We start from the raw sequence: 12712 nt of genomic DNA, 5'->3' as shown, positions 1-12712 counted from the left end.
CCAAAGCAGCGGTGCTTGTCGAGGCTTAGCGCAAGGCCAACCAGTAATCGTGCAGGGCGCGCGCGGCCGGTTCGATCTCGCTGACGCGCTGCTGGTGCGCCTGTACATCGAGGTCGGCCGGCAGCTCGAAGTTGTCCTGCTCGGCGCACTGGGCGATTTTTTCCAGGTGCGCGGCCTGCTCGGGCGGCAGGTCAGGCCAGTGGGCGATGGCCGCGCCACGGATGTAGCCAAAGCACCACTCTTCGGCGAGGGTCAGGGTGTGGCCCTGATGCTCGGTGTCATCGAAACGGGCCTTGAACCCCCGGGCATCGTTAGCCAGTTGGGCGGCCAGGGTATTCATGTGGCGTACGCACAGTTCGAGGAAACCCTGGGCTTCGTCCGCGCTTTCCCAGGCCGGGTTGTGTCCGCCCCAGATCGCCGGGAACCACTCGCCGACATCCACCCGGGCCGGGCTCGACACCAGCGCGGTGAAGTAGCCATCGAGTTCTGCCAGGTTGAGTACCGAATGGTCGTCGCCGTATTTGAGCAGGGTTTCGTCGATAAAGTCGAAATCGGCCAGGGCGAGAGGGTGGCTGTGCATGGGCATGTCCTTTGAGCATGGAGCGCCGCGAGCGGGCGGCTTAAAGCGCGAAGGATGGCGGGTGCGCGGGGTTTTATCCAGCATTTTCCCAGCGGCTCGGTGCCCATGGCGCCGATAAGGGCGCGTCCGGCTTTTGGCCGATGCGCCCTTGCGCAGCCTTGTTATAGTCTGGCCCTTATCAATCGTCAGTCAGGGATCACTGCCATGTCCGAATACCAAGCCTTCGTCGTCGAACTCAGCGGCAACGTTGCCCATGTGCAGATCAACCGCCCGGAAAAGATCAACGCGATGAACGCCGCATTCTGGCGTGAAATCGTCGAGATCTTTCAATGGGTCGAAGACACCGACGCCGTGCGCGCCGTGGTACTCAGCGGTGCGGGCAAGCATTTCTCGTCGGGTATCGACTTGATGCTGCTGGCCCAGGTGGCCAATGACCTGGGCAAGGACGTGGGGCGTAACGCACGGCTGCTGCGGCGCAAGATCCTCGAGCTGCAAGCCTCGTTCAACGCGGTCGACAACTGCCGCAAGCCGGTGCTGGCGGCGATCCAGGGCTACTGCATCGGCGGCGCCATCGACCTGATCAGCGCCTGCGACATGCGGTACGCCGCCGAGGATGCGCAGTTCTCCATCAAGGAAGTCGACATTGGCATGGCCGCTGATGTCGGCACCCTGCAACGCCTGCCGCGCATCGTCGGTGACGGCATGCTGCGCGAACTGGCCTACACCGGCCGTCAGTTCGGCGCCGAAGAAGCGCGCAGCATTGGCCTGGTGAACCGTGTGTACCCCGATCACGCCAGCCTGTTGGCCGGGGTCCTCGAGATTGCCCGCGAGATTGCCGCCAAATCGCCAATTGCCGTGACTGGCACCAAGGCCATGCTCAGCTACATGCGGGACCACAGCGTCAATGACGGTCTGGAATACGTTGCCACCTGGAACGCGGCTATGTTGCAATCCAACGATTTGCGCGTGGCCATCGCGGCCCATATGAGTAAACAGAAACCCGACTTTGTGGATTGACCGACATGACTCCAGGCTGGATTACCACAACGCTGCTGGACAACGAGACTCCCGGTGGCTGGGCCGTTGCGCGCAGCCGCGAGGGCTTTTTACAGGACGCCAATGGCCCGCTGTTTCCGCGTGAATGGCTCAAGCGCCAGGACCTGTCGGTGTTCGCCGAGCACGGTATCGGCCACCTCGATGGCGAGCCGGTGTACCTGCTGGAGCTCAACAGTGCCGCCGACGTGCCAGGCTGCAGTTGGCAGGGCCTGCGCGGCTTCATGCTGCAGGGCGATCACACCCTGTACAAGGTGCTGGGTTATGCGGCGCAAATCGGCACTTGGGCGCGTGAGCACCGTTTCTGCGGCAGTTGTGGTCAGCCCATGGTCCAGGTGCCGCGCGAGCGCGCGATGTTCTGCCCGCCCTGCGATTTGCGCAGTTACCCGCGCATTTCGCCGAGCATGATCGTGCTGGTGACCCGCGGCGACGAGATTCTGCTGGCGCGTTCACCGCGCTTTGTCACGGGGGTGTACAGCACGCTGGCGGGGTTTGCCGAGCCGGGCGAGTCGGCCGAGGAGTGCCTGATTCGCGAGGTGCGTGAAGAAGTGCAGGTGGAGGTGAAGAACATTCAGTACAGGGGCAGCCAATGCTGGCCGTTTCCCCACTCGATGATGCTGGGCTTTCATGCCGAATACGCCGGCGGCGAGATCGTGCCCCAGGCCGACGAGATAGAGGACGCGCAGTGGTTCAATATCCACGCGTTGCCGCCGTTGCCAGCGTCGCGCTCGATTGCGCGCTATCTCATCGACCTGTACCTGGCCCGTCGCCTAGGCCACGCTGAACCAGTGTTGCCAGGCTAGGCGTACGGTCAGACCGAGTACCACGGTGATGAACACCGGGCGAATGAATTTGGCGCCGCCGCTGATTGCGCTGCGTGCGCCAAAGAATGCACCGCACATCACCGACAGGCCCATGGCCAGGCCGACGATCCAGTCCACCGACCCATTGATGATGAACACCGTCAGCGCCGCCGCGTTGCTGACGAAGTTCATGCTGCGTGCCACGCCGCTGGCTTTCACCAGGTCGATGGGGTGCAACAGCATCGTGCTGACGGTCCAGAACGCGCCCGTGCCGGGCCCGGCCACGCCGTCGTAGAAACCCAGGCCGAAGCCCTGGGTGGCCTGCCATTTCTTCCTGATCGGCGCATCGGCATCCAGCGGTGCCTTGGGCGTTCCGCCGAACAGCAGATACACACCACAGGCGAAAACAATCACCGGGAGCATCTTGTTCAGCGTTTCGGCGGGCAGGTAATGCGCGACCACGGCGCCGGTCAGTGCACCAATCAGGGTGCCGACGATGGCGTGCACCCACTGGCGCGGATGGAACAGCTTGCGCCGGTAGAAGGTGAAACTGGCGGTGGCCGAGCCGAAGGTCGAGCTGAGCTTATTGGTGCCCAGCACCAGGTGCGGCGGCATGCCGGCCGTGAGCAGGGCAGGCGTGGTGAGCAAGCCGCCACCGCCGGCGATGGCGTCGATAAAGCCGGCGACAAAGGCAACCACGGCGAGGATGGCCAGGGTGGTGAGGTCTACGCTGAGTTCGAAGGGCATGGGCAGTCGACTTGGGTTGGCGGGCACAACGGGGTGGCTGTGACAAACGGCGCTATATTACCTGACCGTCAGGCTTTCAATCGGCAAAACTGTAATCAAAAAACGGACCCTCTATACACTTCCTGCCTGGCCACGGGAGAACCGCCATGCCCCTCGCAAAAATCGCCATCGCCTCATTCGATGTCGACGCCCAGAAAAGCTTCACGCCACTGTGCCCCAATGAGTTGCCGGTGGCCGGTGGTGACCAGATCGGCGCCGAGCTCAACTACATGGCCAGCCTTGCCGGTCATCGTATTGGCAGCAAGGACGCGCACACCCCGCACGCACCCTGGGTAGTCTCTCGGCACAGCGAAATGCTGCAGCCCACGGGCCTGGCGCATGCCGATGTCACCTGGGTCAACCACTGTGTGCCTGGCACCGAGGGCTTCACCCTGCTGGATGAACTGCCCACGCCCTACGACTACGATTACTTCGTCTGGAAAGGCGTCGAACCCGACCTGCATCCCTACGGTGCCTGTTACCACGATCTGCATGACAAGCTCTCCACGGGCGTCATCGAGTACCTCAAGGCTCACAGCGTGCAGCGGGTTATCGTCGGCGGCCTAGCTCTGGACTACTGCGTCAAGATCACCGCCCTGCAACTGCTCAAGGCGGGTCTGGCGGTGGTGCTGCACCTGCCGGCCTGCCGCGCGATCACGCCGGAGGGCGGCCTGGATGCCGTCGATCAGTTGCTCACGGCAGGCGCCGTCATCAGCCGGACCCGTGAAGAACTGGCCGCGACGCTCGTACGTTCCCATTCCTGCGATTGATCAGACGGCCAAAAAAAGATAACGGGACCTATGGCGGTCAGCGGGTCGCCACGCTGAAAAAGGCTACCTTGGTGCTCAACCTGTCCGCCAGTTCCGCCAGTTCCTGGTTGGCGTTTTCCACCACTTCGGAGCCAACTGCCGATTGCACGGTGGAACTGTGGATACGCGTGACGTTCTGCGCGACCTCTTCGGCGGCGGCGCTCTGCTGCACCGAGGCGCTGGCGATCTGCGCGTTCATGGTGTTGATCGCGCCGACTTCCTCGCTGATCTTGCCCAATGACACTTGCGAATCGCGGGTCTGGCCGACCGTGGTCTGGGCCAGGGCGCGGCTGCGCTGCATGATGTCGGCGGCATCCTGGGTGCCGCTTTGCAGTTTGCCGATCATGTCGCGGATTTCCTGGGTTGACTCCTGAGTGCGGGTCGCAAGCGAGCGCACTTCGTCGGCCACCACCGCAAAGCCGCGGCCATGTTCCCCGGCGCGTGCGGCTTCAATCGCGGCGTTCAGGGCGAGCAGGTTGGTCTGCGCGGCAATCGAGTTGATCACCTCAATCACCGTTTCGATGCTTTCGCTGTCGCTGGACACCTGATTCACGCGGGTAGTGGCCTGTTCGAGAATTTCCGCCAGTTCTTCAATCGCCACGCTCACTTCACCCACCAGACGGTGGCCGCTGTTGACTTCGGCATCGGCCTGCAGGGTGGCCCTGGCGGCGGCCGAGGCGTAGCCCGATACCTCATTGACCGATGCGGCCATTTGCGTGATGGCGGCGGCCACATGCTGGGCTTCGCTGGTTTGCAGGGTGATCTGCTGGCGGTTGTCGCCGGCCGCAGACAACAGGGTCACCGATGAATCCCGCAAGGCCTGGGCCGATGCGCGCACTTCGGTGATGGTGTCGCCCAGGCGAATCAGGGCATTTTTGAGAATGCCCATTACGCTGTCGGGGTGACGCGTCTCGATACGCTGGTTCAAGTCACCCTGAGCCAGGCGCCGGATCGCCTCGGCCACTTCTTCCGGCTCGGCACCGAGGGTGGCCTTGACCTTGCGGATGATCAGCAGCGACACCAGTACGCTCAACACAATCGCCACGGCGCTGGCCAGCAGCATCAATACCGCGAAGTTGCTCGCTGCGGTTTGCACCGAGCCAAGCTGGTGCCGGATCCGCGCCTCTTCAAAATCGATCAATGCGTTGACGCGTTTGAGCCACTCGGAATAGAGGTCTGAACTCTGGGCCAGCAACAGCGCCTGTGCGCCGGCGATGTCGTTATTGCGGCGCAGGCTGATGACGCGCTCCGAAGACGCCAGGGTCTGCGTCTCGATAGCCTTGATATCGTTCAGCAGGCGGGTTTCCTCGGCGCTGGCGCCGCCGTTGCCGAACAGGCGGTCGAGTGGCACGGCGGCGTCCTGATAGTCTCGCTTGAGTTGGTCGATCTCGGCCAGGTGCCGATTGAGCGCGGTCTCATCCGTGACCAGTACCGCATCGCGAATAGCGATGGCGCGGTTGTGCACGCTGCCTCGAAAATTGATGGCGTAGCGCTGGGCCACGGCGGCTTTTTCGGCGACGTCCTTGAGCGTGCTGTCGATAAAGCCCACGCGCTGGATACCCACGGCGGTGATCAGCACCAACAGTGACAGGGTGGAAGCAAAGCCCAGGCCGATACGCATCGCCAGCGAGACAGGTTTTTTCATGTGAGGCTCGATTCCAGAGGGATGAGAGATGATGGCTAATAGCTATTCCCGGCATGGAATCTACTCACCCGCAACCGGCGCGTCCAATCAGTAATTCGCGCACTTGTCATTGAGCAAATTGATCAGGCGCGGGAAAATTGGATCCACATACGGTATAACTTGTGGATGCGTTAGTTCTTCGAGGCACCGTTTTTTCATGCAAAACCTTGTGCAACGCCCGCTGTGGCAGACCTACCTGTTCTTTCTCGCACCGATGGTGCTGTCCAACTTCCTGCAAAGCTTTTCCGGCACGTTAAACGGTATTTATGTCGGGCAAATGCTCGGCACCCAGGCGCTGGCGGCGGTGTCGGGGATGTTTCCCATCGTGTTCTTTTTCATTGCCCTGGTGATCGGCCTGGGGGCGGGCGCTTCGGTATTGATCGGCCAGGCGTGGGGGGCTGGCGAGACGGGCATGGTCAAGGTCATCACCGGCGCTACGCTGACCCTCGGCGCGCTGGTGGGGTTGATCGCGGCCGTGCTGGGCAGCCTGTTTGCGCGGCCGGCGTTGCAGGCGCTGGGTACACCGCTGGACGTGCTCGACGATGCGGTGGGTTACGCGCAGGTAATGATGTTGATCATGCCGCTGCTGCTGGTGTTCATCCTTTATACGCAGTTGCTGCGCGGGGTCAGCGACACGGTGTCGCCACTGCTGGCGCTGATGGTCTCGACCCTGACGGGGCTGCTGCTGACCCCCGCGTTGATTCGCGGCTGGATCGGCCTGCCGCCCATGGGCATCCAGAGCGCAGTCTATGCGGGGCTGGTGGGCAACACCCTGGCCATGCTGTTTTTGATCCTGCGCCTGCGCCATAAAAAGCACGTGATGGCGCCGGATCGCCAGTTGCTCGCGGCGTTACGCCTGGACCGTGCGATCCTCGGCAAGGTGCTGCGCATCGGCCTGCCGACGGGGCTGCAGATGGTGGTGCTGTCGTTGTCGGAGCTGGTGATTCTGGCACTGGTCAACGGCCACGGTTCCCAAGCCACCGCGGCCTATGGCGCGGTGACGCAGATCGTCAACTATGTGCAGTTTCCGGCGCTGTCGATTGCCATCACCGCCTCGATCCTCGGCGCCCAGGCGATTGGCGCGGGGCGTGTGGAGCGCATCGGGCCGATCCTGCGCGCCGGGCTGTTGATCAATACCTGCCTGACCGGCGGCCTGATCGTGCTGGGTTACGGCCTGTCACACTGGTTGCTGGGGTTGTTCATCACCGACGACACGGCGCGGGTCAATGCCGAACACCTGTTGCACATCATGCTGTGGAGCATCCTGGTGTTCGGCTTCCAGGCCGTGATCGGCGGCATAATGCGCGCCAGCGGCGTGGTGCTGATGCCGGTGGTGATCTCGATTGTCTGTGTGCTGTTCGTCGAGCTGCCGGTGGCGTACCTGCTCAATGCGCACTTCGGCCTCGAAGGCGTGTGGATGGCGTTTCCGGTGACCTACCTGATGATGCTCGCCCTGCAGATCGCGTACTACCGGTTGGTGTGGCGCCACAAGCAGATCAAGCGGTTGATCTGACAGGCGCGCAATCAGGCTGACTCATACCTGATAGCGCGCGCTGTGGCGGTGCCATTCGTTATTGCCGGCCAGCCAGGCTTTTACGCCGGTCAGGAAGCGTTGCAGGGATGGCGAGGCGTGTTCGAGCAGTGCACGTTCCCGGGCTTGGTACTGATGCATGATGCTGTTGTGGATGTCGGCGGTCAGCCACAGGCCTTCCTGCAAGGAACAGTGCTGTTCGTGAGCCAACAATAATGGCAGGTTGAAGTCGCCTATTTGCGGCTGCGCTTCCTTGGGCGCGGAGTAGACGTCATTGGCAATGATGGTTGCACTGGCCGCCAGATTGACCACTTCGCGCACCGGCGCGGAGAAATATACAGCGGCGTCCAGTTCATAGCCGCCCACAATATCGATCAACGCCATGCAGGGTAGAAAACTGTTGACCTGTCGCTGCGCCAGGTATTCCCAGACGCAGGGCAGACTGAGTTCGATGCGCCATGAGGCTTCAGCGTTCATGGTGACGAACATGGCAATCGTCTCCAGCCGAACGCGAGCCATCTGGGGCTCGGAGCCGTAGCGCGCCAGATGACTCATATAACCTTGCAGGCCGCGCAATACCGGATCGGCGCTCAGCGCGCGTTGCAATGACAAATCGTGCGGCGAGGTCAGATAGGCCTTGTCCAGTGCCGCCAGTGCCAGCGACAGGCGCGGGCCCAGCAGCCTGGGAGCCGAGCCGCTGCGTTCATCGTCACAATACTGATCGTCCACCGCGAACAGCGCCGCTATGCATTTTGCCGACAGCAGCAGGCGGTCCGGTACGTCGGTATCGGGGTGGCAGAGCATCGCAAATCGCCCGAAATTGGAAGCGCGTACCTTGTCCGTCTGCCCCTCGAATATGCCCACCTCACTGACCCACGCCAGTAACAGGTCGTTGACGTGATTGCCAAGCGCTTCATCGATATGCGTCGGTGAAGGGCATTCCAGCGGCGGTATCTCCAGACGGAGGTTATTCATCGTGCCTGCTCCTGCGTTATAGCGTGACGGTTATTGTCGGGCGATCAACCCGTGAGGCAGTTGAAACTGAGCGTGCTCCTCGCGACCGGGCAAGGTGTGTATGTGCAACGGTTCAATGCGTGCCAGGGCTGCAATCACATCCTGCACCGAGGCCTCGGGGGTTGAAGCGCCTGCACTGATGCCAACGCTCATCTGCGGTGTAAACCAGCGTGGGTCCACTTCGCTGCCGTCGGCCACCAGATAGCTGGGCGTGCCGCTGTCATTGGCCAACGTGCACAACGTCATCGCGTTGGCGCTGTTGGCATTGCCGACGATCAGTAACACATCCACTTGTGTGCAGAGTTCGCGTACGGCTCGCTGGCGATTTTGCACGGCATAGCAAATATCGCGGCTGGACGGCCCCACGATGTCGGGGTAGCGCCGTTTCAGGGCGTCGACCACCCTGCGGGTGTCGTCGACGCTCAAGGTGGTCTGGGTGAGATAAGCGAGCGGTGTACGGGGAGAAAATCCCAGTGCGTTGACCTGATCGACCGTCTGGATCAGGGTGATCGAGGCGTCTATCTGGCCCAGTATGCCGATGACCTCAGGATGTCCGGGTTCGCCGATCAGAATCAGCCGATAACCCATGGAGGCGTACTGGCGGCCATGGTTGTGCACCTTGGTCACCAGCGGACAGGTGGCATCCAGCACATGAAGATGGCGCTGCGACGCCTCCTGCTCCACAGCGCGCGTCACACCGTGTGCACTGAAAATGGTCACGGCACCACTCGGCACCTGGTCAAGCTCTTCGACAAAAATGGCGCCGTGATCCTGCAATGTCCGAACAACATGGCGGTTGTGCACTATTTCATGCCGTACGTAGACAGGGGTGCCATGTTGCTCCAGGGCCTGCTCGACCGTGTCGATGGCGCGTATCACACCGGCGCAGAAACCCCGTGGCTGAGCCAGGAAAATGTTCATGTTCGTGCACTCGCCTGGCAGGCCGACATAGCGTCGGGCGCCAGGGAACCCAACTGCTGCTCACGGGCGAATTGCTGTATTGAACGGGCGATGCCGATTGCGTCCAGGCTGTAGTGGCTTAATAGCTCGTCAGGTGTTCCATGTTCGATGAAATGGTCGGGCAAGCCCAGTTGCAGCAGCGGCGGGCGTTGTTTCAGGCCGGCCAGATACTCCAGGCAGGCTGATCCGGCACCGCCCATGATGCAGCCCTCTTCAACGGTCACCAGTGCGTCATGTGCCTGCGTGAGCGACAGGATCAGCTCGGCGTCCAGCGGTTTTATGAACCGCATATTGGCCACTGTGACATCGACCAGTGTTGCCGCTTCCAGCGCCCTTTGCGTCATTGAGCCAAATGCCAGGACGGCGATGCGCTGCCCGTGGGCCTGGGTGCTGGTGCGACGAATCTCACCTTTGCCAATCGGCAGTTCCCTCGGTTCGCAGCACGGTTTGGATGCGTTTGCTGACCCTCGTGGGTAACGCACCGCGCAGGGTCCGGATTGTTGCAGTGCGGTGTGCAGCATCTGTCGACATTCGTCTTCGTCTGCGGGGGCCATCAAGATGAGGTTGGGAATGCAGCGCAGGCAGGCAATATCGAATGCGCCCGTATGGGTTGCGCCATCGGCGCCGACGATCCCGGCGCGGTCGATGGCCAGTACCACCGGCAACTGCTGCAGGGCGATGTCATGGATCAGTTGATCGTAGCCGCGCTGCAAGAACGTCGAATAGATGGCCACCACCGGTTTCATGCCCTCGGCTGCCAAGGCTGCGGCAAACGTCAGCGCATGCTGCTCGGCAATACCGACGTCGAAGTAGCGATCGGCAAATCGACGCTCAAATTCCACCAGGCCCGATCCTTCACGCATGGCGGGGGTAATCACGACCACTCGTGGGTCGCGCTCGGCTTCATCAGCCAGCCATTGACCGAACACCTGCGTATACGTAGGTGCAGCAGGGGCCGCCGAGCGAATACCGACGATGGGGTCAAATTTCCCCGGCCCGTGATAGAGCACCGGGTCGGCCGCGGCGGGCGGGTAGCCGTGGCCTTTTTCGGTAACAATATGCAGCAATTGGGGCCCGCGACGGTCTTTCAAGGTGTAGAGCACGTCGAGCAATTGCCCGAGGTCATGCCCGTCGATGGGGCCTGTGTAGGTGAAACCCATGGCCTCGAACAGGTTTGCCGAAGGGCCGTCACTGCGCCTGGCGGCCAACGCGTCCAAGTGCTCGCGCAGCATGCCTACCGACGGCGAGATGGACAGCGCGTTGTCGTTCAGGATTACCAGCAGGGGAAGGTCCCGATACAACCCCGCGTTGTTCATGGCTTCAAAGGCCATGCCACCACTCAATGCGCCGTCACCGATCACCGCGACGCAATGCCTCTTGCGCGCGTGATGGCGGGAGGCAATGGCCATGCCCAGCGCGGCCGAGATCGAGGTGCTGGAGTGGGCGGTGCCAAAACAGTCGTAAGGGGATTCACTGCGTCGGGGGAAGCCTGAAATCCCGCCAAACTGGCGAATGGTGCCCATCTGCGCACGGCGCTCGGTCAGGATTTTATGGGCATACGCCTGGTGTCCCACGTCCCAGATAATCCGGTCGTCGGGGGTATCGAAGACGTAATGCAGGGCGATGGTCAGTTCCACAGTGCCCAGGTTCGCAGACAGATGCCCGCCAGTGGCGCTGACGCTGTTGAGGATGAAATTGCGCAGTTCATCAGCGAACGAGGCCAGCGCTTGCGTGGGCAAGGCACGCAGATCAGCAGGGTTGTCGACAGTGCCGAGGCGTTGGTTCATAGCATGACTCCGAAGTGTCTATGCCATCGGACGGTACTGCGGACCAAATGGGATTGAGGAAACGAAATGTAAACTTAGTGAATCAAGGGCAGAAAACAAGGGTTGGCCTTAGTTTGATTTCGAATTGACGTTATTCACAAGGCGATCAATGGGTTGTATACGCGCGAAGGCTAGCTTGTTGTGGCGAGCGGGCTTGCCCCGCGTTGGGGTGCGAAGCGCCCCCAATCAAGCAAAACGCGGTGTACCTGATACGGCTCAGCGTCTGGTTTTGGGGCTGCTGCGCAGCCCAACGCAGGACAAGCCTGCTCGCCACAGGGAATCTGTGCTTAACTGACTGGCATTAGGGCTTGCCCCGCGTTGGGCTGCGCAGCAGCCCCCAAGCGACGATTCGACTTGCTCGCGAAGACGATTTTTCGGTGTATCTATCCGTTTCTGCGGTAACGACGACTTAGGGTTCCGCCCTTACGGCGGCTCACTTTTGAAAAGCGCAAAAGTAAGCAAAACGCTCTTGCCCCAACACTCGGCACCTCGCCCAGGCTCGGTGTGCCCTCATGCAGGCTTTGGAGCGTGGGCCGCCGCGATGGGCCATCCTTGGCCCAGCGCGGCTAACCAAACCTGCGTTCGGCCAGCGTGTTTGACGGGGCGCCTAAGATCAAGATCAAGAGCGCGGCGGCCTGAGAGCCGACCGAAATGGTCTGCCGAACGCTGTACAAAATGTGGGAGGGGGCTTGCTCCCGATGGCGTCGGCCCAGCAAACATTGATGTTGAAGACCCACCGCTTTCGCGGGCAAGTCGCACCGCCGCTCCCACAGGGGAGCGGCGCTTAACTGAACGGCATTGGGGCAAGCCCTAATGCCGTTCAGTTAAGGAAAATGTGTGGGCTTATTGTGGCGAGCGGGCTTGCCCCGCGTTGGGGTGCGAAGCGCCCCCAATCAAGTAAAACGCGGTGTACCTGATACGGCTCAGCGTCTGGTTTTGGGGCTGCTGCGCAGCCCAACGCAGGACAAGCCTGCTCGCCACAGGGATGGAGTTACCCAACAGCACCGATGGAGTCAACTGGTCACTGTGCAGGTACCGGCACCTTGATGTTGTAAAAACTCATTCAACGCCTGGCGGGTGAGGTCGTTCAGGGTGACTTTCTTGCGGTTGGCCTCAAGCGCAGCCGCCAGGTGCAGGTCGTGCCCGACCCGCACATTGAACGACCCCTTGCAGGGTTTTTCCGGTGTTTGCCCGAGCGCCTGGCAGGTGGCGAGGTAATCGTCCACCGCCTCCTGGAACGCCGTGTCCAGCTCGGCGACTGTCTTGCCTTCGTAGCTCACCAATGCCTTGATGAACAGGACTTTGCCGAACAGGCAGTTGTCTTCGAGGCTGGCTTCGATAGAGCCGATGTAGCCTTTGTGTTTCAGTTGGTTGTTCACTGAATCAGGTCTCCTGATTTCAATTGTTCGATGATCTGACGCCGAATGTAATGCTTCAGTTCGTTGCCGGGGTGAGGCTTGTGCAAGGTGATCATTGCCGTCGGGTCGCCGATGTCGAACTTGACGCGGCTTCCAGCTCCTTCCAGTTGTGTGTAACCGAGACGACGCAATAACGTGACGAGCTCGGGCCAGGTAAAGACCATGTGCTCGTTGAGCAGTTTGGCCAGAAGCTTTTCATTTTTGGACACGGCGATCCTTGCCTGTAACTAAATGTAGTTGCAAAAAGT

The 12712-nt window shown here is 61.3% G+C and carries 12 protein-coding genes and 1 pseudogene; 4 read left to right on the top strand and 9 right to left on the bottom strand.

Features of this window, described 5'->3' with window-relative positions; translation table 11 throughout:
- Positions 1-25: 25 nt before the first annotated feature.
- The gene (locus RHM60_RS04530; protein WP_209982440.1) at positions 26-580 is read right to left on the bottom strand and encodes a UPF0149 family protein; all 555 of its coding nucleotides are present in this window, start codon (positions 578-580) and stop codon (positions 26-28) included.
- Positions 581-784: 204 nt separating this feature from the next.
- On the opposite strand from RHM60_RS04530, the gene RHM60_RS04525 reads away from it, so the two are divergent.
- Both RHM60_RS04525 and nudC read left to right on the top strand, forming a co-directional pair.
- A complete protein-coding gene (locus RHM60_RS04525; protein ID WP_322213758.1) occupies positions 785-1597 on the top strand; it encodes a crotonase/enoyl-CoA hydratase family protein in 813 nt (270 codons plus the stop codon).
- A gap of 5 nt (positions 1598-1602) precedes the next feature.
- Positions 1603-2436: an NAD(+) diphosphatase gene (nudC, locus tag RHM60_RS04520; RefSeq protein WP_209982437.1), complete on the top strand. Its 834-nt coding sequence runs from the start codon at positions 1603-1605 to the stop codon at positions 2434-2436.
- Here the strand turns inward: nudC and RHM60_RS04515 are convergent.
- Entirely contained in the window at positions 2404-3183 is a 780-nt protein-coding gene (locus RHM60_RS04515; RefSeq protein ID WP_209982435.1) for a TSUP family transporter, read from the bottom strand. The two genes, nudC and RHM60_RS04515, sit on opposite strands and share 33 nt — an antisense overlap.
- Positions 3184-3329: 146 nt before the next feature.
- Between RHM60_RS04515 and RHM60_RS04510 the strand changes: the two genes are divergently transcribed.
- Positions 3330-3992 carry an isochorismatase family protein gene (locus RHM60_RS04510; RefSeq protein ID WP_209982433.1) on the top strand — a complete coding sequence of 221 codons (663 nt, stop codon included), beginning with the start codon at positions 3330-3332 and terminating at the stop codon, positions 3990-3992.
- 37 nt (positions 3993-4029) lie between these two features.
- On the opposite strand, the gene RHM60_RS25650 is transcribed toward RHM60_RS04510, so the two are convergent.
- Together RHM60_RS25650 and RHM60_RS25645 are read right to left on the bottom strand one after the other, a co-directional pair.
- The gene (locus tag RHM60_RS25650) at positions 4030-4743 is read right to left on the bottom strand and encodes a methyl-accepting chemotaxis protein (RefSeq protein WP_373460626.1); all 714 of its coding nucleotides are present in this window, start codon (positions 4741-4743) and stop codon (positions 4030-4032) included.
- Between the two features lie 474 nt (positions 4744-5217).
- Positions 5218-5652: pseudogene (locus RHM60_RS25645) on the bottom strand (methyl-accepting chemotaxis protein); the annotation flags it as partial.
- Positions 5653-5872: 220 nt separating this feature from the next.
- On the opposite strand from RHM60_RS25645, the gene RHM60_RS04500 reads away from it, so the two are divergent.
- Positions 5873-7228 carry an MATE family efflux transporter gene (locus RHM60_RS04500; protein ID WP_209982429.1) on the top strand — a complete coding sequence of 452 codons (1356 nt, stop codon included), beginning with the start codon at positions 5873-5875 and terminating at the stop codon, positions 7226-7228.
- Between the two features lie 21 nt (positions 7229-7249).
- On the opposite strand, the gene RHM60_RS04495 is transcribed toward RHM60_RS04500, so the two are convergent.
- From RHM60_RS04495 to RHM60_RS04475, 5 genes are all read right to left on the bottom strand, one after another.
- Entirely contained in the window at positions 7250-8221 is a 972-nt protein-coding gene (locus RHM60_RS04495) for a terpene synthase family protein (protein WP_209982426.1), read from the bottom strand.
- Between the two features lie 30 nt (positions 8222-8251).
- A complete protein-coding gene (ispH, locus tag RHM60_RS04490; protein ID WP_209982424.1) occupies positions 8252-9181 on the bottom strand; it encodes a 4-hydroxy-3-methylbut-2-enyl diphosphate reductase in 930 nt (309 codons plus the stop codon).
- Positions 9178-11007 (bottom strand): 1-deoxy-D-xylulose-5-phosphate synthase, encoded by a 1830-nt coding sequence (gene dxs / locus RHM60_RS04485; protein ID WP_322213755.1) that lies wholly within the window; start codon positions 11005-11007, stop codon positions 9178-9180. Before dxs ends, ispH begins: the two co-directional genes overlap by 4 nt.
- A gap of 1052 nt (positions 11008-12059) precedes the next feature.
- Complete coding sequence (locus RHM60_RS04480) at positions 12060-12425, bottom strand: type II toxin-antitoxin system HicB family antitoxin (protein ID WP_322213753.1); 366 nt, start codon at positions 12423-12425, stop codon at positions 12060-12062.
- Complete coding sequence (locus RHM60_RS04475) at positions 12422-12673, bottom strand: type II toxin-antitoxin system HicA family toxin (protein ID WP_322213752.1); 252 nt, start codon at positions 12671-12673, stop codon at positions 12422-12424. Before RHM60_RS04475 ends, RHM60_RS04480 begins: the two co-directional genes overlap by 4 nt.
- Positions 12674-12712 lie beyond the last annotated feature (39 nt).

Source organism: Pseudomonas sp. MH9.3 (assembly GCF_034354675.1).
In the GTDB taxonomy this organism is placed as follows: Bacteria; Pseudomonadota; Gammaproteobacteria; order Pseudomonadales; family Pseudomonadaceae; genus Aquipseudomonas.
Note: the sequence above shows the minus strand (reverse complement) of the source record. Positions and strands in the feature narration are given on the sequence as shown.